The organism is Enterobacter sp. D2, from assembly GCF_034427575.1.
Classification (GTDB): Bacteria; Pseudomonadota; Gammaproteobacteria; order Enterobacterales; family Enterobacteriaceae; genus Enterobacter; species Enterobacter cloacae_M.
The window spans coordinates 2,111,349-2,130,908 of sequence record NZ_JAXQPP010000001.1; the positions used below are offsets into that span (position 1 = coordinate 2,111,349).

17 protein-coding genes are annotated in these 19,560 nt (G+C 56.6%); all 17 read right to left on the reverse strand.

Annotated features, from left to right (window positions below; translation table 11 throughout):
• Window positions 1-2: 2 nt before the first annotated feature.
• Window positions 3-1,223 carry a colanic acid biosynthesis glycosyltransferase WcaL gene (gene wcaL / locus SPG90_RS10150; RefSeq protein ID WP_126303439.1) on the reverse strand — a complete coding sequence of 407 codons (1,221 nt, stop codon included), beginning with the start codon at window positions 1,221-1,223 and terminating at the stop codon, window positions 3-5.
• Window positions 1,220-2,500 (reverse strand): colanic acid biosynthesis pyruvyl transferase WcaK, encoded by a 1,281-nt coding sequence (wcaK, locus tag SPG90_RS10155; protein ID WP_045403025.1) that lies wholly within the window; start codon window positions 2,498-2,500, stop codon window positions 1,220-1,222. Before wcaK ends, wcaL begins: the two co-directional genes overlap by 4 nt.
• 17 nt (window positions 2,501-2,517) lie before the next feature.
• A complete protein-coding gene (gene wzxC, locus SPG90_RS10160) occupies window positions 2,518-3,996 on the reverse strand; it encodes a colanic acid undecaprenyl disphosphate flippase WzxC (protein ID WP_063927856.1) in 1,479 nt (492 codons plus the stop codon).
• A gap of 1 nt (window position 3,997) precedes the next feature.
• Complete coding sequence (gene wcaJ, locus SPG90_RS10165; protein ID WP_045403019.1) at window positions 3,998-5,392, reverse strand: undecaprenyl-phosphate glucose phosphotransferase; 1,395 nt, start codon at window positions 5,390-5,392, stop codon at window positions 3,998-4,000.
• 46 nt (window positions 5,393-5,438) lie between these two features.
• A complete protein-coding gene (cpsG, locus tag SPG90_RS10170) occupies window positions 5,439-6,809 on the reverse strand; it encodes a colanic acid biosynthesis phosphomannomutase CpsG (protein ID WP_029742028.1) in 1,371 nt (456 codons plus the stop codon).
• 111 nt (window positions 6,810-6,920) lie between these two features.
• The gene (gene cpsB / locus SPG90_RS10175; protein ID WP_033145975.1) at window positions 6,921-8,357 is read right to left on the reverse strand and encodes a mannose-1-phosphate guanyltransferase; all 1,437 of its coding nucleotides are present in this window, start codon (window positions 8,355-8,357) and stop codon (window positions 6,921-6,923) included.
• A gap of 3 nt (window positions 8,358-8,360) precedes the next feature.
• The gene (wcaI, locus tag SPG90_RS10180; RefSeq protein ID WP_126303440.1) at window positions 8,361-9,584 is read right to left on the reverse strand and encodes a colanic acid biosynthesis fucosyltransferase WcaI; all 1,224 of its coding nucleotides are present in this window, start codon (window positions 9,582-9,584) and stop codon (window positions 8,361-8,363) included.
• A complete protein-coding gene (locus SPG90_RS10185; protein WP_045403011.1) occupies window positions 9,581-10,060 on the reverse strand; it encodes a GDP-mannose mannosyl hydrolase in 480 nt (159 codons plus the stop codon). The genes wcaI and SPG90_RS10185 overlap by 4 nt, the downstream gene beginning before the upstream one ends.
• A 2-nt stretch (window positions 10,061-10,062) precedes the next feature.
• Window positions 10,063-11,028, reverse strand: coding sequence for a GDP-L-fucose synthase (gene fcl / locus SPG90_RS10190; protein ID WP_045403007.1), 966 nt, complete (start codon window positions 11,026-11,028; stop codon window positions 10,063-10,065).
• 2 nt (window positions 11,029-11,030) lie between these two features.
• Window positions 11,031-12,152, reverse strand: coding sequence for a GDP-mannose 4,6-dehydratase (gene gmd, locus SPG90_RS10195; protein ID WP_014884502.1), 1,122 nt, complete (start codon window positions 12,150-12,152; stop codon window positions 11,031-11,033).
• Window positions 12,153-12,176: 24 nt separating this feature from the next.
• Window positions 12,177-12,725 (reverse strand): colanic acid biosynthesis acetyltransferase WcaF, encoded by a 549-nt coding sequence (gene wcaF / locus SPG90_RS10200; protein ID WP_045403004.1) that lies wholly within the window; start codon window positions 12,723-12,725, stop codon window positions 12,177-12,179.
• 15 nt (window positions 12,726-12,740) lie between these two features.
• On the reverse strand, window positions 12,741-13,487 hold the full coding sequence (wcaE, locus tag SPG90_RS10205; protein WP_033145980.1) for a colanic acid biosynthesis glycosyltransferase WcaE: 747 nt from the start codon (window positions 13,485-13,487) through the stop codon (window positions 12,741-12,743).
• A 16-nt stretch (window positions 13,488-13,503) separates the two neighbouring features.
• Complete coding sequence (gene wcaD, locus SPG90_RS10210) at window positions 13,504-14,724, reverse strand: colanic acid polymerase WcaD (protein WP_322408113.1); 1,221 nt, start codon at window positions 14,722-14,724, stop codon at window positions 13,504-13,506.
• Window positions 14,699-15,916 carry a colanic acid biosynthesis glycosyltransferase WcaC gene (gene wcaC, locus SPG90_RS10215; protein WP_032658829.1) on the reverse strand — a complete coding sequence of 406 codons (1,218 nt, stop codon included), beginning with the start codon at window positions 15,914-15,916 and terminating at the stop codon, window positions 14,699-14,701. The genes wcaD and wcaC overlap by 26 nt, the downstream gene beginning before the upstream one ends.
• Window positions 15,913-16,404, reverse strand: a complete 492-nt coding sequence (gene wcaB, locus SPG90_RS10220; RefSeq protein ID WP_045403001.1) for a colanic acid biosynthesis acetyltransferase WcaB — start codon at window positions 16,402-16,404, stop codon at window positions 15,913-15,915. The genes wcaC and wcaB overlap by 4 nt, the downstream gene beginning before the upstream one ends.
• Window positions 16,404-17,246: a colanic acid biosynthesis glycosyltransferase WcaA gene (gene wcaA / locus SPG90_RS10225; protein ID WP_023312403.1), complete on the reverse strand. Its 843-nt coding sequence runs from the start codon at window positions 17,244-17,246 to the stop codon at window positions 16,404-16,406. The genes wcaB and wcaA overlap by 1 nt, the downstream gene beginning before the upstream one ends.
• 150 nt (window positions 17,247-17,396) lie before the next feature.
• Entirely contained in the window at window positions 17,397-19,559 is a 2,163-nt protein-coding gene (gene wzc, locus SPG90_RS10230) for a tyrosine-protein kinase Wzc (RefSeq protein WP_126303442.1), read from the reverse strand.
• Window position 19,560 lies beyond the last annotated feature (1 nt).

Below are 19,560 nucleotides of genomic sequence, written 5' to 3' on the forward strand. Positions count from 1 at the left end.
CGTTACAACGTTTGCAGCAGGCTCGCTAACTGGCGGTTAATCACCTGCTGGTTAAAATCGGTTTCCACTTTTTGTCGGGCGTTCTGGAGCACGGGCTCCAGCTCCTGCTGGTCAATATCGCTGAAGGCTGCTAATCGGTCCGCAAGGGCCATCGCGTTATTCTCCGGCACCAGCCAGCCGGAATGGTCAGACTTAATCAGCTCCGGGATCCCACTGTGCAGGGTTGATACCACCGGAATACCCACGGCCATCGCCTCCATCAGCGCCACCGGAATGCCTTCCATATCGCCATCGGCGCCCGTTACCGAGGGCAGCAGAAACACATCCGCCTCGTCGAGCATGGCCTTGACCTCGTGGCTCGGCTTGAAGCCCGGCATCTCTACGACATCTTCCAGCTGATACTGTTCGATAAGCGTGCGCAGACGACGCTCCCACGGCCCAATGCCGAGAATGCGATAGTGGAAATCTACCCCGCGCGCTTTCAGCTGGCGGCAGGCTTCAATGGCTACATGGAGGCCTTTCTTCTCGGTCAGGCGAGCAACGGAGATGATCTGCAGCGGTTTTCCCGGCACCTTGACAGGACGGCGTGTGAAGCGCGTTAAATCCACGCCCATACGCGAAACGGCAATTTTCTCTCCCGGGCAGCCCATGTTTTTCAGGCGTCCGGCCCACAGGTCGCTGATAGGCAGCATCATGTCGCCGCGCCTGAACAGCTGCTGATACTCCGGCGTGTAGTGGTTCAGCACTTCGCGGCTGGAGATATCGATACCGTGGAAGATGGTCGCAATTTTGCCGTCAATCACGCCCAGCTCGCGCAGCTTCGCGGCTGTGACGCCTGCCGGGCCAAAGTGGGCGATAAACACGTCGGCACGATACGGCTGGGCGGTTTGCCCGCAGATGGCCGACAGGATCAGATTGCGGGATTCGGACCCATAGCGGGAAACATTCAGCGCCCGCCACGTCGACGCGCGGTGGATCCCGCGCAACGTCTGGCTGGCCCGGTGGCGCAGCTTGCTCAGCTTTCCGGACGGCTCATCCTGCAGCCAGCGGGTTTTCGCCTCCAGCCCATACTGGGTATACGCCGCATGGGTATTTTTGGTATCGCCCTTTTGCAGGGCGATAATCTCCACGTCATATCCCATATCGATAAACGCGGTGATTTGGTTCAGGACAAACGTTTCAGACGACAGCGGAAATTTCAGTAAGAAGAAACCAACCTTCATTTCCCCTCCCGCACGCGGTCAAGTACCGATTTCACCATCCCAATGCCCTTCTCGCGCTCGGCTTTCACCGCCACGGCCAGGCGTTCATTGATCGCAGGCAGCTGGCCGAGCGTATCCCCCACCATCGCGCCAAGGGAACCATCCAGGAGATGACGAATATCCACGGCCATTTCCGGCATACCGAGCTGCTGCATGATGCCTGCTGATTTGTGTTCGTAGTTGATGGCAATGGCCGGCGTGCCAAAGTTCATGGAGATAATGGCGGAGTGCAGCCGCGTGCCGACGGTCAGGTCGCAGGCGGAGAGCAGCTTGCCCATCTCCAGGTCGTTCAGTTCGTCCATCACCACATGATAGCGGGACGGATCGTTAACCAGGCTGCGCAGGTTCAGCGCCACCATGCGGTCGTCTTTGTTGTAGCTGTCGATGCCGGTGCAGGTGGAGAGCGCCAGCACCTGGTACCCGCTGTCCAGCACGCGGTTCACCACGTCGGCGAAGGCTTTCTCATACGCCGCCTGGGTCGTACCTAAACGTTTATCAAAGGGCGCCAGCTCGCGCAGGGTTATTGCGACGGTTTTCTGTTTCGACGTCACGTCGAGCCAGTGCTGCACCGCGTAGCTCGGCTGGAAGCTGTCGTCCTGATGATCCACCAGCCACGCGGTGTCCACGCCGTGCTCAACTTTTGAGGTGTCAATTTCGCTGCGCTTCATCATGTCGAGGCTGACCGACTCGCGCAGGATCAGCGCGTCGCAGTGGCCGAAGACGTAGTTTGCGAGCTGGTTAAACTGCGGATCCTGGAATGGCCCGACGCTGTGGCCAATCATAAACAGCGGCTTTTTCGCCATAAAGGTACAGAGCGCATGCTCAAACTGCGGCACGCCGTAGAGATCGACGAAGAACGATCCGCCGACCTGAATAATGGCGTCGTAGCCGGACAGCAGACGGACAAAATCGGTAAAGCCCTGCGCGATCGCAATGTTGCGCAGCTTGCCGGTATCGGTCACGCGGGAAAGCAGCACCTGGTGCTGGTAGCGACGACGCAGCACTTTCTTCACGCGGCCCATCACGCCCGCGGCGTTATTGTGCTGTTTCATCTGGCTGTAGAGCGGGTCGCCCATCACGGGGCGGTTCAGTAACCAGGATGAGCTAACCGGATAACGGCTCATCACGTCCACTTCGGTCTCAGGCTTAAGGGTGTTAATTGCATCCAGTAAACCGCGCAGGATGGCGCTGTCGCCACGGTTGCCGCAGGTATGGTTGCCAAGAATTAATAATTTCATAATGGCCTCTTAAATAACTAGCCTGCGCGAAGCAGCGTTTTCATTTTTTCGTTACGGCAAAACTGGCGCTTCATCTCCACCACCAGCGCATTGCGTGACAGCACAATCATCACGCCAAATGCCAGCGCGCCCGCGGCAACCTGCACCGCCAGCAGCGCGGCCAGCGGCAGGTGACCGCTGAGGATGATGCCCAGGCCGTAGCTCACCGCCAGGGTCGGCAACGAGAGATAGAACGGCAGCCACAGGCTCAGGATGTACTGACGGTAGCTGGAGCCCAGCACCGGCTTGATCATGATGAAGTAGCTCAGAACGGTATTGACTACCTGCACCAGCAGGAAGCCCAGCGTGACGCCGATGGCGCCCGCCATATGCCCGCCGACGATAATCGCCGGAATAAACAGGAAGGTTTTGAACACGTTGAACTTAAAGCTAATATCGACGCGCGCTTTTGCCATCAGCAGGGAACCAATCGGATTCCCCACGGAGCGCAGGAGCCCCACCACGCACAGCAGCTGCAGGATCGGGATGATGCCGATCCACTTCTCGCCAAACACCAGCGGCACGAAGTTGCTGGAAACCACCATCAGCCCCAGCAGCACCGGGAAGTTGATAATCCCCACCACGGAAAGCAGCTTGTAGAAGTTTACGCGCAGCTTCTCGGTGTCGTCCTGGATCTTGGCGAAGGCCGGGAACAGGACGCGGGTGATGATCGGGTTCAGCTTCATCGGCGGCACCACCGCGACGTTGTAGGCCAGGTTGTAGCCCCCCGCCACGCTCGCGCCAAGAATACGCGCCAGCACCAGCGTCGACAGGTTGGTATTCACATAGTTGATAATGCTGTCCGCCGTCAGCCACGCGCCAAAGCGCAGGTTGGACGAGACGGATGCGAGAGAGAAATGCAGCCCGGGACGGTAGATCTTGCGGCCAAAGTAGCCGAACAGCAGCGTACGCACGGCAGAGTTAACCAGGTAACCGAGGATAGCGGTCATCGCCAGCGGCCAGAAATGGGCGCTCACCACGGTAAAGGTAAAGCCCGCCAGCACGGCACTGGTCTCGATCATGCCGATCTTGTTGAATTCCAGCTCTTTCTGCATCAGCGCGCGGAACTGCTGCCCGTGCGGGATCACCACGAAAGCAAACGACAGCGTGCGCATCAGCGGAGCCAGATCCGGGTTGTGCAGCACGCTGGCGATGGTATCGCTCAGCAGGAACACCAGCACGAACACGAAAATCCCCAGCCCCACGTTCAGCCAGTAGAGCGTGGTTAGCTCCAGATGGCTGATCTCTTTGCGCTGGATAATCGAATTGGCGATACCAAAATCAGACAGCGTATCGGCCAGCGCGATAATCACCAGCGAGACGGTCAAAAGGCCGAACTGGTGATTATCAATAATGCGCGCCAGCACGGTCATCTGCACCAGACCGAGGCCAATGATGACGATGGTCGCCATCGCTGACCACTTCGCCCCGCTGATGGTTTTTTCACGTAAGCTCATCTTAGTACGCCGCTTTGTTCACGAAACCTTTGAAGATGGTCAGAAAAACAATCTTGATATCGAACCAGATACTCCATTCACGGATGTACTCCAGATCGAATTCGATACGTTTTTCCATTTTTTCCAGCGTGTCGGTTTCGCCGCGCCAGCCGTTGATCTGCGCCCAGCCGGTAATGCCCGGCTTCACCTTATGGCGCAGCATGTAGCCTTCAATCAGCGAGCGATACTGCTCGTTGTGCGCCACCGCGTGCGGACGCGGGCCAACAATCGACATCCCACCGGTGAAGACGTTGATAAACTGCGGGAGCTCGTCCAGAGAGGTGCGGCGCAGGAAGTTCCCCACGCGGGTGACGCGCGGATCGTTCTGCGTCGCCTGGGTCACCACCTTGTCATTTTCCATCACCTTCATGGAGCGGAATTTCCACACCATAATCGGCTTACCGTCCATACCGTAGCGGGTCTGGCGGAAGATAACCGGGCCGGGAGAGCTCAGCTTCACCGCGAGGGCAATGCAGCACAGCACCGGGGAGATGAGCAGTAAAATCAGCGACGAGAGCACGATATCTTCCGCGCGCTTCAGCACGCGGTTAATGCCCGACAGCGGGGTGTCGTACAGCGGTACCACCGGCACGCCGTTCACTTCTTCAATGCGTGAATGGAGGATGTTAAAGGTAAAGACGTCCGGGATCAGGATCACCGAACAGGTGGTGTCCGCCAGCTCGCGCATCAGCTGCTTGATGCGGGATTCGTCTTTCATCTGCATGGCGATGTAGACGTTATGAATTTTGCCGGCTTTCGCGTCTTCAATAAGCTGTTCGTAATTGCCCGCCCAGTCCGCAGGCACGCCGCCCGGCTTCGCGTCGTGGTAAATCCCGACCACTTCAAACCCTAACCACGGCTCTTTGCGGAAGCTGTCGAGCAGGACCTTACCAACCGGCAGATCGCCCGCTACGGCAACGAAGCGACGGTTATAGCCCCGGTTGCGCAGCCAGCCCGCGCCGAAACGGATCAGGGAACGGCAGACCACCATGCCGAAGCTGGTCAGCAGATACCAGCAGAGATAGGTGACGAGGCGATTATCAAAATCATGGCTGAAAGCCACCAGGCCCGCGCTGAAGATCAGGCTCAGGGTCCAGTTCTGCAGCAACAGCATCAGTTCAGTGGTCATTTTGACGCCGCGCCACGAGCGGTAGAAATCGGTCATCCCGCCGATCATCTGAAACACGACCAGCGCAATGAGTGCCATCAGCAGATGCATATATAAGAACGGCAGCCCGCCGATCCGACACACCGCCCACAATCCACCGACCATGATGGTGATATCAGAAAAACGCTGCACCATAGAGATTAACGATGCATTCGTTCTCGCTCGTTCGCGTTTTTTTAGATTCGTCATCGTTGTTCCTGTATTCGGTTCCCCCTCCCACCGGGAGGGGCAAGTATTACTGATTCAACAGCGCCAGAATGTCCTTCGTTCGGGCTTCCATCAGCGCGGTGTCAGCACGGGACTCCACGTTCAGGCGCACCACCGGCTCGGTATTGGACGAGCGCAGGTTAAAGCGCCACTGCGGGAACGCCATGCTGATGCCGTCCGTACGGTCAATTTCCAGCGCGTGGATCGCAAAGTGCTGCTCCACGCGGGCAATGGCCTCGGCAGGCTGCGCCAGCTTGCTGTTGATCTCCCCGCTCGCCGGGAACGCCGCCATGCGGTCGCGCACCAGCTCGCCCAGCGTCTGCCCCTTCAGGCACAGCAGCTCGGTGACCAGCAGCCACGGGATCATCCCGCTGTCGCAGTAGGCAAAATCACGGAAGTAGTGGTGGGCGCTCATCTCGCCGCCGTAGATGGCGTCTTCTTCGCGCATGCGCTCTTTGATGAAGGCGTGGCCGGTTTTGGACATCACCGGCGTGCCGCCCGCCGCTGACACCACGTCGACGGTGTTCCAGGAAAGGCGCGGGTCATGAATGATTTTCGCACCCGGGTTTTTCTCGAGGAACGCTTCCGCCAGCAGGCCGACAATATAGTAGCCCTCGATGAACTGCCCTTTCTCGTCGAACAGGAAGCAGCGGTCGAAGTCACCGTCAAAGGCGATGCCCATGTCCGCGCCGTGCTCAATCACCGCGTTGCGGGTGTCGTCGCGGCACTCCGGCAGCAGCGGGTTAGGAATACCGTTCGGGAAGTTGCCGTCCGGGGTGTTGTGCACTTTCACGAAGGTCACCGGCACGTTCAGGGCCTTAAAGCGCGCTTCCAGGGCATCGACAACCGGGCCGGCCGCGCCGTTGCCGGAGTTGATGACCAGCTTCAGCGGCTTGAGGTTCGCCACGTTGATGTAGCCCAGCAGGTGGTCGATGTACTCTTTCTGCAGGTTGATTTTTTTGTAGCTGCCGCGCTTCGCCTCGTTCACTGGCGGGAAGTCGTTGGCTTCCGCCAGACGTTGCACGTCGCGCAGGCCGGTGTCGCCGCTGATAGGGCGCGCGCCCTTGCGCACCAGCTTCATCCCGTTGTAGTCCATCGGGTTGTGGCTGGCCGTCACTTCGATACCGCCGTCCACGCCCAGGTGGAAGGTGGCAAAGTAAATCTCTTCGGTCCCGGAAAGACCGATGTCCAGCACGTCCACGCCCGCGTCCTGCAGCCCTTTCGCCAGGGCCAGCTTGAGGGATTCACTGGTCAGACGCACGTCACCGCCCAGCACGATGGTCTGCGGTTTTAAATATTCGCCGTACGCGCGGCCAATGCGCCACGCGATGTCTTCATTCAGCTCTTCGCCCAGCTTGCCGCGAATATCGTAGGCTTTAAAACAGGTTAATTTTTCCATGATGACCCCTTTTTCAGGCAACAGTCGGCCCTGACCACTTAATGGCCAAATTGATTTTTTTGTCATTCGCAGGCCCGGTAAGCGCAGCGCCACCGGGCATAATGCAGAGTGCTACACCCGCCCGTAGCGGTCCTGGAAGCGCACGATATCGTCCTCTTCCAGATACGAGCCGGAGCGCACCTCAATTAAGTCGAGAGGAATTTTCCCCGGGTTCTCCAGACAGTGTGTCGCCCCCAGCGGAATATAAATGGACTCGTTTTCACCCAGCAGTTTGACTTCACCGTCGATAGTGACTTTGGCGGTACCCGCAACCACCACCCAGTGCTCGGCGCGGTGATGGTGCATCTGCACCGACAGCCCCTCGCCCGGCTTCACGGTGATGCGTTTCACCTGATAGCGGTCACCGGAGTCAATGGAGTCATATTTCCCCCACGGACGGTAGACTTCGCGGTGAATATGGTGCTCGTGACGGCCATCGGCCTTAATTTGTTCAACCACTTTTTTAACGTCCTGCACGGCGTTACGGTCGGCAATCAGCACGGCGTCCTTTGTCTGGACAACCACCAGATCCTTCACCCCGACCGTGGTCACCAGGCCGGATTCGGCGTAGACGTAGCTGTTTTCCGTTTTGTGGCTAATAACATCGCCGTGGTGGACGTTACCCTCCGGGGTATGGGCGCTGATCTCCCACAGGGAGGACCAGGAGCCGACATCGCTCCAGCCCGCATCCATCGGTACCACGACGGCGTCCGCCGTACGTTCCATCACCGCATAGTCAATGGACTCTTCCGGGCAGGCGAGGAACGCCTCTTCATCCACGCGGATGAAGTCGAGATCCGGGTCCACCACCGCCATCGCTTTCTCGCAGGCGTCCAGAATATCCGGGCGGTATTTGCGCAGCTCTTCCAGATAGCGTCCGGCGCGGAACAGGAACATCCCGCTATTCCAGTAATACTCACCGCTGGCGACATACGCCTGCGCGGTTTCCAGATTCGGTTTTTCAACAAACTGCGCCACGTCAAACGCCACGCTGTCACCTTCACCCGGCGTCACGCTGCCGCGACGAATATAGCCATATCCGGTTTCCGGCAGATCCGGCACGATGCCGAAGGTCACCAGCTTGCCGCTCTCGGCGTAAGGGATCGCCGCACGCACCGCGTCGCGGAAGGCGTCTTCCTGCTGGATAACGTGGTCTGCCGCCAGGACCAGCATCAGCGGGTCACAGTCCGGGCTGCTGCGTTTTGCCGCCAGCGCCGCCAGGGCGATCGCGGGCGCGGTATTGCGTCCGGCAGGCTCCAGGATGATGTTTTCGGTGAGCTTATTCAGCTGGCGCAGCTGCTCGGCAACAATAAAACGGTGCTGTTCGTTACAAATCACCACCGGGCTTTCACACTCCACGCCGTGCAGACGGTTTACCGTCGTCTGCAGCATGGTGAGATCCCCTTTCAGGCAGAGGAACTGTTTTGGATAGAGCACGCGGGACAGCGGCCACAACCGGCTACCAGAGCCACCAGCCATCACAACTGGATACAAAGTGGTTTGACTCATGATTTATCCCCGTATATCTGTAATAAATTGGCTCAGCACGTTCTCTTTTTCGAGCGTGCGTTCGGCATATTCACGTGCCACCGTGTTCACTTTTGGCATGGCAAGCGCTTGCTCAATTCCGGTTACCAGCGCCGGGACCGATTCCGGCTCCACGCACACGGCAATCCCCGGATAGCTGTCACACAGCTGGCCTAATTCTGTTTCGGCTTCTGCCGTGATCACCGCGTTACCGCCCACTGCCAGAATGTTGGTCAGCTTGGACGGCAGTACCGCGTCCGCGGCGCCGCGTTTTTGCACCACCAGATGGCAGTCGCCCATCTTCAGCAGCGCAGGCAATGCCTCGTAAGACTGAAGCGGGAAAAATTTCACGTTGGTCAGGCCGCGTTCCCTGGCCATTTTTTCCAGCCGCGCCTTTCCACCGCCCTGCCCGACAATCACAAACGTCCACGGATGTTCACTCAGCAGCTGGGCCGCTTCAATCACGCTTTCCAGCCCCTGCTTTTCGCCGATGTTGCCTGAGTAAAGAATGATTTTTTGATCTTCAGGCAAACCGAGCTGCGCGCGCAGGGTATGAGCATCTTGCTCAGTTACATCGCGAAAACGCGCCACTTCTGACCAGTTCGGGAAGAAAATGACTTTCTCCGCCGGGACGCCCTTCTCCTGCGCCTTGTTCATCATCGAGCGCGAGATAGTCGAGACGTAATCAACGTTGTGCAGGCCGCTGCGCTCAAACGCGCTGGCGAGCTTCGCGACCTTGCCGCCTTTACTCTTGCCTGCCATCCCCAGGCCCAGCATGGCGTCAACTTCGTAATCCTGTATGTGCAGCAGAGTGCGCGCGCCGGAGAGTTTGCCCAGCAGGCGCATGCCCGGCGTGCAAAACAGCGTTGGCACCACGCCGATGATGCGATCCGGCTTCCAGCGACGCTGCGCCATCAGCGGGAAGAAGCTGCTCAGAGCAAAGCTGCCGAGATGAATCAACCGCTTCAGCGTCGAGGGCTGCTTAGGCACATACAGGGGGCAGCGCCAGACGGTCGCTGCGCCCTCTTCGCGACGGTAGCGCCAGCTTGAGTAGCGCTCCCCCACTTTCCATTCCGGGTAGTACGGCGGCGCGGTAATGACCCGCACGTCATGTCCCTGGCTCGCCATCCACTCGACCATCTCGCCGGTGTATTTCCCGATGCCGGTTAATTCCGGCGAGTAGTTGATTCCGTATACGAGGATCTTCATAAGCCCGGCACCCCGGACTGACGTTCAGCGAGGAAATAGGCGCGACTGTTGTCATGCACATTGTCGCTGGCAAGCAGCGCCTCTGGCGTCTGCCAGCGGTAGTCGTCATGCTGAGAATCAGGCAGACGCAGGTCTGCCTCACTCACCTTCAGGCGGAACCCCAGCACGATGTAGTGCGTGGTGAACCCGGTGCCTGAAAAGTTATCGTCATAGAAGTGCTGCCAGACCCCGTAAAACTGGCCCGCTGCCATCGGCAGCTGCAGGCCCAGTTCCGCCAGAGTGAGACGCTCAAACGCATCGCTCAGCGTCTCATCCTTCTGTACGCGCCCGCCGGGCACGAACCAGAAGCCCTGTGCAGGACGGTTGGTTCGTTTCCCCAGCAAGAACTCGCCGCGTTCGTTCTCCACGATCAAATCAATTGAGATGAGCGGAGTGGAACGCACTACCGTGGCAAAATCTTCCTGACTTAAAAACATCGTTACCCCCGGAAGCGGTGCTGGTTTTCCAGAAACCACTGGTAGGTACTGGCCAGACCCTGCTCCAGTGACACCTCGTGATACCAGCCCAGCTGATGCAGACGGGTCACGTCCAGCAGCTTGCGCGGCGTGCCGTCCGGTTTCGTCGCGTCAAACACCACGCGGCCCTTGTAGCCCACTACCTGCGCGATGGTTTGCGCCAGCTCGCGAATGGTGCAGTCCACACCGGTACCGACGTTGATGTGCGACAGCATCGGCTCGGTGTTCTCCTGCCACACCTCGCGATCCAGCTCCATCACGTGAATGCTGGCGGCAGCCATGTCGTCCACGTGCAGGAATTCGCGCATCGGCGTACCGCTGCCCCACACCACCACGTCCGGCGCGTTCTCGGCGGTCGCCTCGTGGAAGCGGCGCAGCAGCGCCGGGATCACGTGCGAGTTGCTCGGGTGGAAGTTGTCGTGCGGTCCGTACAGGTTGGTCGGCATCACCGAACGATAGTCGCGGTTGTACTGGCGGTTGTAGGACTCGCACAGCTTGATCCCGGCAATCTTGGCAATCGCGTACGGCTCGTTGGTTGCTTCAAGCGTGCCCTGCAGCAGTTCGCTCTCGGCGATCGGCTGTTTCGCCATTTTCGGGTAAATACAGGACGACCCGAGGAACAGCAGCTTATTCACGTTGTGCAGATGCGCGGCGTGAATGATGTTGCTCTCGATCATCATGTTTTCGTAGATGAAATCCGCCGGGTAGGTGTTGTTAGCGACAATGCCGCCCACCTTCGCCGCGGCCAGATACACCTGGTCAATGCGTTCGTTAGCAAAGAAGTCCTGTACCGCGCGGCTGTCGAGCAGGTTCAGCTCGTCGCGGGTGCGGACAACCACTTCGACGTCACCGCGCTGTTCGAGCAGGCGTTCAATCGCGGAACCCACCATTCCGCGATGACCGGCGACAAAAATACGTTGTTTTGTCATTCTCAGGACTCCAGCGCGATGGCAACCTCGTAGCCATGAGACTTGAGCAGGGAGTGTTTTTTCGCTGCTTCAAGATCTTTGGCTACCATCTCGGAAACCATCTCCTGCAGAGTGATTTCTGGTTTCCAGCCCAGCTTCTCGTGCGCTTTGGTTGGGTCGCCCAGCAGAGTTTCCACTTCAGCAGGACGGAAGTAGCGCGGGTCAACCTGGACAATCACGTCGCCTGGCTTCACGCCCGGAGCGTCGTGGCCGGTCACGGAAACAACGATACCTTTCTCTTCCACGCCGGTACCTTCGAAGCGCAGTTTGATGCCCAACTGTGCCGCAGCCATTTCAACGAACTGACGTACGGAGTACTGCACGCCGGTCGCAATCACGAAGTCTTCTGGCTGTTCCTGCTGCAGCATCATCCACTGCATTTTCACGTAGTCTTTGGCATGGCCCCAGTCACGCAGGGAATCCATGTTGCCGAGGTGCAGGCAAGACTCCAGACCCTGCGCGATGTTGGCGATAGCGCGGGTGATTTTGCGGGTCACGAAGGTTTCGCCGCGACGTGGAGATTCGTGGTTGAACAGGATGCCGTTACAGGCGTACATGCCGTAGGATTCACGGTAGTTCACGGTGATCCAGTAGGCGTACAGTTTTGCTACCGCATACGGAGAGCGCGGGTAGAACGGCGTGGTCTCTTTCTGTGGGATTTCCTGCACCAGACCGTACAGCTCGGAGGTGGATGCCTGGTAGAAGCGAGTTTTCTTCTCAAGGCCGAGGAAGCGAATCGCTTCCAGCAGACGCAGCGTACCCATGGCATCAACGTCGGCGGTGTATTCCGGGGATTCGAAGGAGACCGCTACGTGGCTCATCGCGCCCAGGTTGTAGACTTCATCCGGCTGAACTTCCTGCAGGATACGGGTCAGGTTGGAGGTATCGGTCAGGTCGCCGTAGTGCAGGTGGAATTTCGGGTTCGCCGCGTGAGGATCCTGATAAATATGATCCACACGTTCGGTGTTGAAAGAAGATGCACGACGTTTAATACCGTGTACTTCATACCCTTTTTCCAGCAGGAACTCTGCCAGGTAAGAACCATCCTGCCCGGTAACGCCGGTGATGAGAGCGACTTTAGACATGTTTATATTCCTCTACTTATGAATTTAATCAGTTTCAACGCGTTCGCGTATCACCACTGCGGGGTTGCCACGGCAAATTTTATTTGCCGGTAGCGATTTAAAAACGCTGCTGCGGGCACCGACTACCGTGCCATCGCCAACAGAAACACCCGGTGCAACAAAAACATCCGTTGCCAGCCAGCATTTTTCACCTATCGCAACAGGCGAAGCGGTAATATCAAAATGCTGACTCATAAAATCGTGGCTGCCGGTGCACAAATAACATTTCTGTGAAACCACCGAATTTGCGCCAATCGTTATTTCGCCCAGGGTATATAACACCGCGTTATCCCCAACCCATGCGTAATCCCCAAGCGTTAATTTCCACGGATAGGTAATTTTCACAGAAGGTCGGATGACTACGTTTTTTCCGATTTTTGCGCCAAACAGGCGCAATAAAAAAGCTCGCCAGCGGTACATTATTTGCGGCGACCAGGCAAATAACGTTGCCTGAACGGCCCACCACAGCTGTACCTTAATACCGTTCCCGCCCCGAAAACCTTTCGGCACGGAGAAACCTTTTAAATCCTGCATTGCGTTTCCTTATATTCAGGCTTTGTTATATAAGGTTTTCGTTTTGCCTGTGGTACGCAGGCGTAATAAATAAGACAATTCCGCCCAAAACCCCGGCACGCGTAATATTTTACGCTGTACGTTTTTGGCGTCCTGGCACAATTCCAGATTATTAGACGTTGACACGCCGCCCATTGAGAATTCAGACACCAGCCCTTTAATTCGACGGAACGGATAACCTGATTTATACAGGCTGGCTGCCAGCGCATAATCGGATGACACTTTATACTGTAAATCGTAAGGCTGTTTTTTCAGCCCCTTTACCGGGAAGAAAATGGCCTGATGGCTGGCCGGCAAGCTGTGATAGATATACCAGCCTGGCTTCGCGCTGCGGCACACTTTATGTCCGTCGCCAAAATCGAGCAGCGCATCGCCAATATACATGGCGTCCTCTTTCTGGCGAGCCAGCTGACGGGCAAACAGCGCCACGTCTTCATGGAAAATATCGCCCGAGTTCAGGAAGATGGCATAACGGCCTTGCGCCATGTTGATGCCTTTATTCATCGCATCATAGATGCCTTTATCTTTCTCGCTGATGTAGCGTAAGTTGAACTCACCGTTGAGTTTTTCCAGAAACTCCGCCGTGCCATCGTTCGAGCCGCCGTCGACCACAATCCACTCAAAGGTGAGGCTTGGATCGCGCGCCAGGTTGCGCAGCGAGCGCCAGGTTTTTACCACCCCTTCGTAATTACGAAAAGCGACAGTAATGACGCTAAGAAACATAAATCACCTCATTTCGTCATACGTTCGTAATATTAAGCGCCTTGCGCAGAATAAACGGACAGACAATCAAGAAAGCATATTCCGGGCTAAATATTGACCCGGTAAAAAACAGCGACACCGGAGTAAACAGATAAAGCTGAACGCGAAAGTTCTGGTTATCACCAAACGCGTTAATCATCATTTTGAAAACTTTAAACAGATACCACAGGGTCAACAGTACGGCGAACCACGAAAAATAAATAATTAACAGATACAGACCATTGTCTATGGTTTTACCGACATCCGCACCGTTAAAGATTCCGAATGATGCAACATATTCGTAAAGTGAGCCGAATCTTACTACCCCATCAATATGGGTTAAGGAATAACCCACCATCACCAGTGGCCCAATGATGCGATAATAGGACGAAGACCCTTCCGTTCCCAAATCACCCAGACGTTCTGAGATGTACGGGAAGGCAAATATCACGCCTACCATAAATACCGTCAGGGAGATAATCGCCAGCGGCAGTTTGTTCTTAATCGCATCTTTGTTCAGGTACTGGAACGCCCACTCCAGCAGGTAAAACAGGATAAATGTCATTACCCCTGAGAACGATCCAGACAGAACAATTCCTGCAAGAATCATAGCATCGGTCTTAGGCGTTTTGATACCAAACTGTTTGATGCTGAGCCAAATTGAGATTAACGCCAGAGCGAAAAACGCCGGTTCAAAATAGAGGGCCGTAGTACGCTTCCCGCCAAACTTGATGAAGTTCAATACATAGCTGTTACTGTAAATGAGATATTTCGAAATTATCTCCATCAGGCTGCTGCCGCCGGTGAGAATAATTTGCGCCATCTCCAGTGCGGCAAGCATAACAATTAACGCAACGGCAATATAAAAGAACCTAAGGATTTTCCGATAATTGTGCGGAGAAATAGTTTTAAACCGAATACTCCAGACCATTCCGATAATAATAACAATATAAACAAACAGCATGGTCGACGTGACGTATTTACTCGCATCCAGCGACTGGCCAAAGATGTAGTTAAACAGCGTCAGGCCCGTGCCCAGACCTAAGGCAATCATCAGCTTCTTGAGGTTGATTTTATCGACATACAACAGAAGCAGAACGGGCAGGAAGGTTACGATGGTTATCGGGAAGCTTTCGCCGAGCTGGGCAATTTTGACGTTGACCAGCAGGTAGATCAGCGGCAGCAGCAGATAACTACAGATTCTGATAGAACGAGACATATTCCTCCAGCATCTGTTGTCCACTGTAGGCCTTGCGGCTGCGGTTGCGGAACGATTCCAGGTCTGTGCCAAAAACGATCTCAGCAATCTGCGCCTTCGGCAGCTGTACCAGCGGCAGGACCTCCTGCTCCGTGAAGGTTTTCCCGCCGGACTTTTCCAGCACTTCGCGCGCCGCATCGCTGTGGGTGGCGATCACCGGCACGCCGATAGAGAGCGCTTCGCAGAGGATCAGCGGGTAGTTATCCACGCGGGAGCTGAACACCAGCGCGTCCATTTCATTCAGCGCGCTCATCAGCTTGCGCTTGTCGGTCTCAAACCCGTGGTTCACCACGTTGGCCCCTTCGAACGGTGAAAACTTGCCGAAGGTGTGAAGCTCTATCTTGTCACCCAGCGCCATCATGTCGCGCACCAGCTGCTGGTTGGTTTTACCGTCGTAACGCAGGTCATGCGCAACGATAGCAATTTTCGGTTTGCCCGCGGTTTCGGCCACCGGAGTCAGCTCGGCAAGAATGGCTTCCGTCGCTACGTCGATGCCGTTGTTGATAATCTGACAGCGCCCTGCCCCGTACAGGCTGTTGAAGGCATCGGCCACGTGCTGGCTCGGGGAGATAAACGTACAGCCGAGCGAGAGCATGTCGCGGAACAGCTGACGCTTTCCGGCCACCAGCTGATGCGCGCGATCCACCTTCACCGGCGGGTAGTTGCTTAACGTCGGGCACTTCTGGCAGTTATCTTTCCAGCCTTCGCAGCCGTCGGTAAACGCGCAGCGTCCGGTCACGCTCCAGTGATCGTGCAGCGTCCAGACGAATCGGGTGTCGGGCTTGTGGGCTTGCACCTTCTGACAAAACGCCACCACCTCTTCCAGATTCAGCCAGTAGCTGTGCAGCACGTGAAAATGCAGCACAACCGGGCCGGTCGTGCGCGTCACGGTGCGGTAAAGGTTGTTCAGGTTGCCAAACAGATCGCGGTTAAACAGGCGGAACAGCGCAATGTTGGCAATCGAGGTCAGACGCGGCGTGTGCTTGTGCACCTGCGGGAAGTTATCGTGGCTGACGCTTTTCTTGCCGCCTTTGCCGTAGCCGTAAATAAAACGAGACTGTAGTCCTTTTTGCAGCGCGCGCTGGTGCAGATCCAGGGCCACGCCAGCCGCTCCGCCTTCTGCGAGGCGTACGTTAAATTGCAGAATGTTCATTTAATCACCTTCACGCGGGCTTTTTCTCCCACCACCAGCGCGTTATCCGGAATGCTGTCCAGCACTACGCTGCCAGCACCAATCGTGACGTTATTACCAATCGTAATGTCACCGATGATTACCACGTTCGCCCCCAGCTCGACGTTATTGCCGATGACCGGGCAGGCCAGGCTGTCAGGCCCGCGGTTGCCAATGGTGACCGCATGACGAATGGTGAAATCATCCCCGGCGACCACAAACTTGTTGATCACCACCGCATAGCCGTGATGGATGGTAAAGCGGCGGCCAATGGTGGCAGCGGCCTGAATTTCATAGCCAAAAAAGCATTCGGTAATGATGCGGTACAGCACCAGCACGGGCGCCGCCCAGATATTGTTCAGCACACTTTTCTTACGCCACACCGAGCAAAAGTGCGCGATGCGGTACGCCAGAACCATGCAGCACGGACGCAGGCTCCAGCTGTTAGCGCGGCAATCTTCCAGAAACATTATTTCCCCCGAAGTCCATCAGCCAGGCGCTTGCCGTTACGCACGGACAGCAGCGTCAGCAGCGTGCGCCAGTTCATGCGCTTATTGCGGATCTGATAGAGGGTAAAGAGCTGATATTTACGGCTGGCACGGTCAAATTTGTCCTTGTGCTTGCGGTAAAAATGGAAGTAGCCCGAGAACTTCTTCGGCGACGAGGTGATCTGCATCTCCCCGTGGTTGATGTGCAGGATCTGCGTGGCCTCTTCCACTTTCCACGGCTCGCCATACTCCACCACCATCCGCAGGAAGATGTCGTAATCCTGCGCGGCCTTCAGTTCGGTATCGAACAGGCACTCTTTAAAGCGCCACGCCCAGGTGAAGACCTGGTTACCAATGATGTTGCGCTTGTAAAACAGGCGTCGAGAGTACGGTGATTTCGGGTACAGCGGCAGGCTCGCGGGCTGCGAGTACACCTCGCCCTGACAGACATAGTCGTTGGCATACAGGAAAGCGTGCGTGACCAGCTGCTCTTTATGCGACAGGAAAATAGACAGGCGGTTCGGCGTCCATTCGTCATCGTCGTCGATCCCGGTCAAATACTGCCCTTTGGCCTGCATAATCGCCTGATTACGTACAGCGCAGGCGCCGGAGTTAATCGCGTTATGCGTATAGACCACCCGCGGGTCGTTGAGGTCAGTCACGAATTTTTGCAGCTGTTCATACGAGGAAGAGCAGTCATCCACGATGATCAGCTCCCAGTTATCGTAATCCTGTCGCAGGACGGATTTGATGGCGCGGATCGCCAGCTGCTGACGATTCCATGTCGGCATATAGATTGATACTAAAGGGCGTTGTGTGGTCATCTTTTCCCCTCACCCCGGCCCTCTCCCCACAGGGGAGAGGGTGAAAGGCAGCCAGTGGTTATCATTACGTTCGTCCCCCAAATCCCGCACCGAACTGTCCCCTCTCCCCTTTGGGGAGAGGGTTAGGGTGAGGGGGTGGGGTGTGTTTTGTTATTTACTGTCAGATTTATATTCGTACTCGTAATAGCCGTAATCCTGGTACCCGGTCGCGCGGCGGAAGATGGAGTTCAGGATCACCCCTTTCACCTCAATCCCGTTCTGCTCGAAGCGGCTCAGGCTGGTTTCCACCTCTTTCAGGGTGTTCACCGCGTAACGCGCTACCATCAGCGTGGTGCCCGCGTGGCGGCCAACGACGGCCGCGTCGGTCACCGCCAGAATTGGCGGCGTATCGATCAGCACCAGGTCGTAATTTTTGCTCGCCCACTCAATCAACTGGGTGAAACGTTCGCTCATCAGCAGCTCGGACGGGTTTGGCGGCACCTGACCGCGAGGGATCAGGTCAAATTTCGGCACCGTTGTAGGTTTCGCGCTCTGGCTGATTTCACCTTTACCGAGCAGAATTTCCGACAGACCGTTAACGTTGTTGGTGCCCAGCAGCTCGTGGGTGTAGCCCTTACGCATATCGCAGTCGATCAGCAGCACGCGCTTGTTGGTCTGGCTGACCACCGCCGCCAGGTTGGCGCAGACGAAGGTTTTACCAATCGACGGGCTGACGCCGGTTAACATCAGGACGTTGTTTTTGGCCTGCATCATGGCGAAGTGCAGGCTGGTACGCAGGCTACGGATCGCTTCGATGGCGAGGTCGGTCGGGTTACCCACCGCCAGAAGCTGGCTCTGTTTGTAACGCTTGACGCCCTTGATGGTTTTGACGCTGTCGCGGGATTTTTGCCACTCGGACAGCGGAATGCTGGCATAGACGTTGATACCGCTCTCTTCCAGCACCTGCGGGCTTTCGATACCGCGGTTGAACAGCGAACGCAGCAGCACGCCCACGATGGAGAGCATTAGGCCGAGAATAATGCTGCCGAGAATAATCAGCGCTTTCTTCGGCTTCAGCACGCCAGGCTGGGTAATGGCCGGGTCAACGATGCGCACGTCACCGACGGTACTGGCTTCGGTGATTTTCAGCTCCTGCTGCTTGTTCAGCAGCTGCATGTAAACCTGCTGTCCGGACTCCACGTCGCGGGTCAGACGCACGATCTCCTGCTGCGTTTTCGGCATCGCGGTCACGCGGTCATTGAGCTTCGCCTTCTCCTCTTCCAGCGTGCGGCGTTTCTCCAGCAGCGTGCGGTAGGCCGGGTGACGTTTGGTATAAAGCTTGGAAATCTCCGCCTCTTTGAAGGTCAGCTCGTTGAGCTGCGCGTCAATGTTGACCATCGAATCGAGGACCGATTTCGCCTCCAGCGGCAGGTCAACGGAGTCTTTATCCTGACGATAGGCGTTCAGCTTGTTCTCGGCATCATCCAGATGGCCGCGCACTTCCGGGAGCTGTTTCGCGAGGAAGGCCAGGCTTTTCGCCGCTTCTGCCGACTTACGCTCAACGTTCTGCTCAAGATAGTTGCGGGTAATGCTGTTCAGGATGTCGCGGATTTGATCCTTATCTTCACCAGTAAAGGTCATGCTCAGCACGCCGGTGTCCTTACCGTTTTCGGTGACGGTCAGGTTGTTTTGCAGATTGTTGATCATCCCCAGGGTGGAGAATTTAGTGACGGTGAATTCGCCGCCCTCCTGGGCGTTGATGGCGCTAACCATCATGCTGACGCCGTCTTTGGTCAGCATCTGCCCCACTTCGCCGCGCGCGCTAAAACCTGCGTCGCTGGTTAGCTGGTACTGTTTCGGGCCAAGCACCTTCAGGGTAAACGTCTGATCGCCTGCCCCTTTCGGCAGCACGAAGTCAGTGACTTTCACCGTGTCGTTGTTGCGCCCCATCAGACGATCCCAGCCGGCACCAAAGACCGGGAAGGTATTTTTGGTGACGGAGATATCGAGCCCGAGGTCGTGAACCGTTTTACCCAGCACCAGGCGTGACTGGATGAGCTGAATTTCGGCGTCGGATGCCGGCGGCTTGTTCGCCAGCGCGGAACCAATGTCCTGCACCAGCGAGTTGCCGGTATTCTGCTCGATCTGTACCAGCGCGTCGGCGCTGTAGATAGGGGTGGCGAACAGCGTATAGACGACGGCCGCCGCGGCGAACACGGCGGTAATGCCCAGCACCCACCACTTTGCCTCTACAACAGTGCCGACCAGGCGCCCAATATCAATTTCATCACTGCCCGAAGTCGGGGCGGCAGAAGGTCTCGTTTTTTCTGTCATT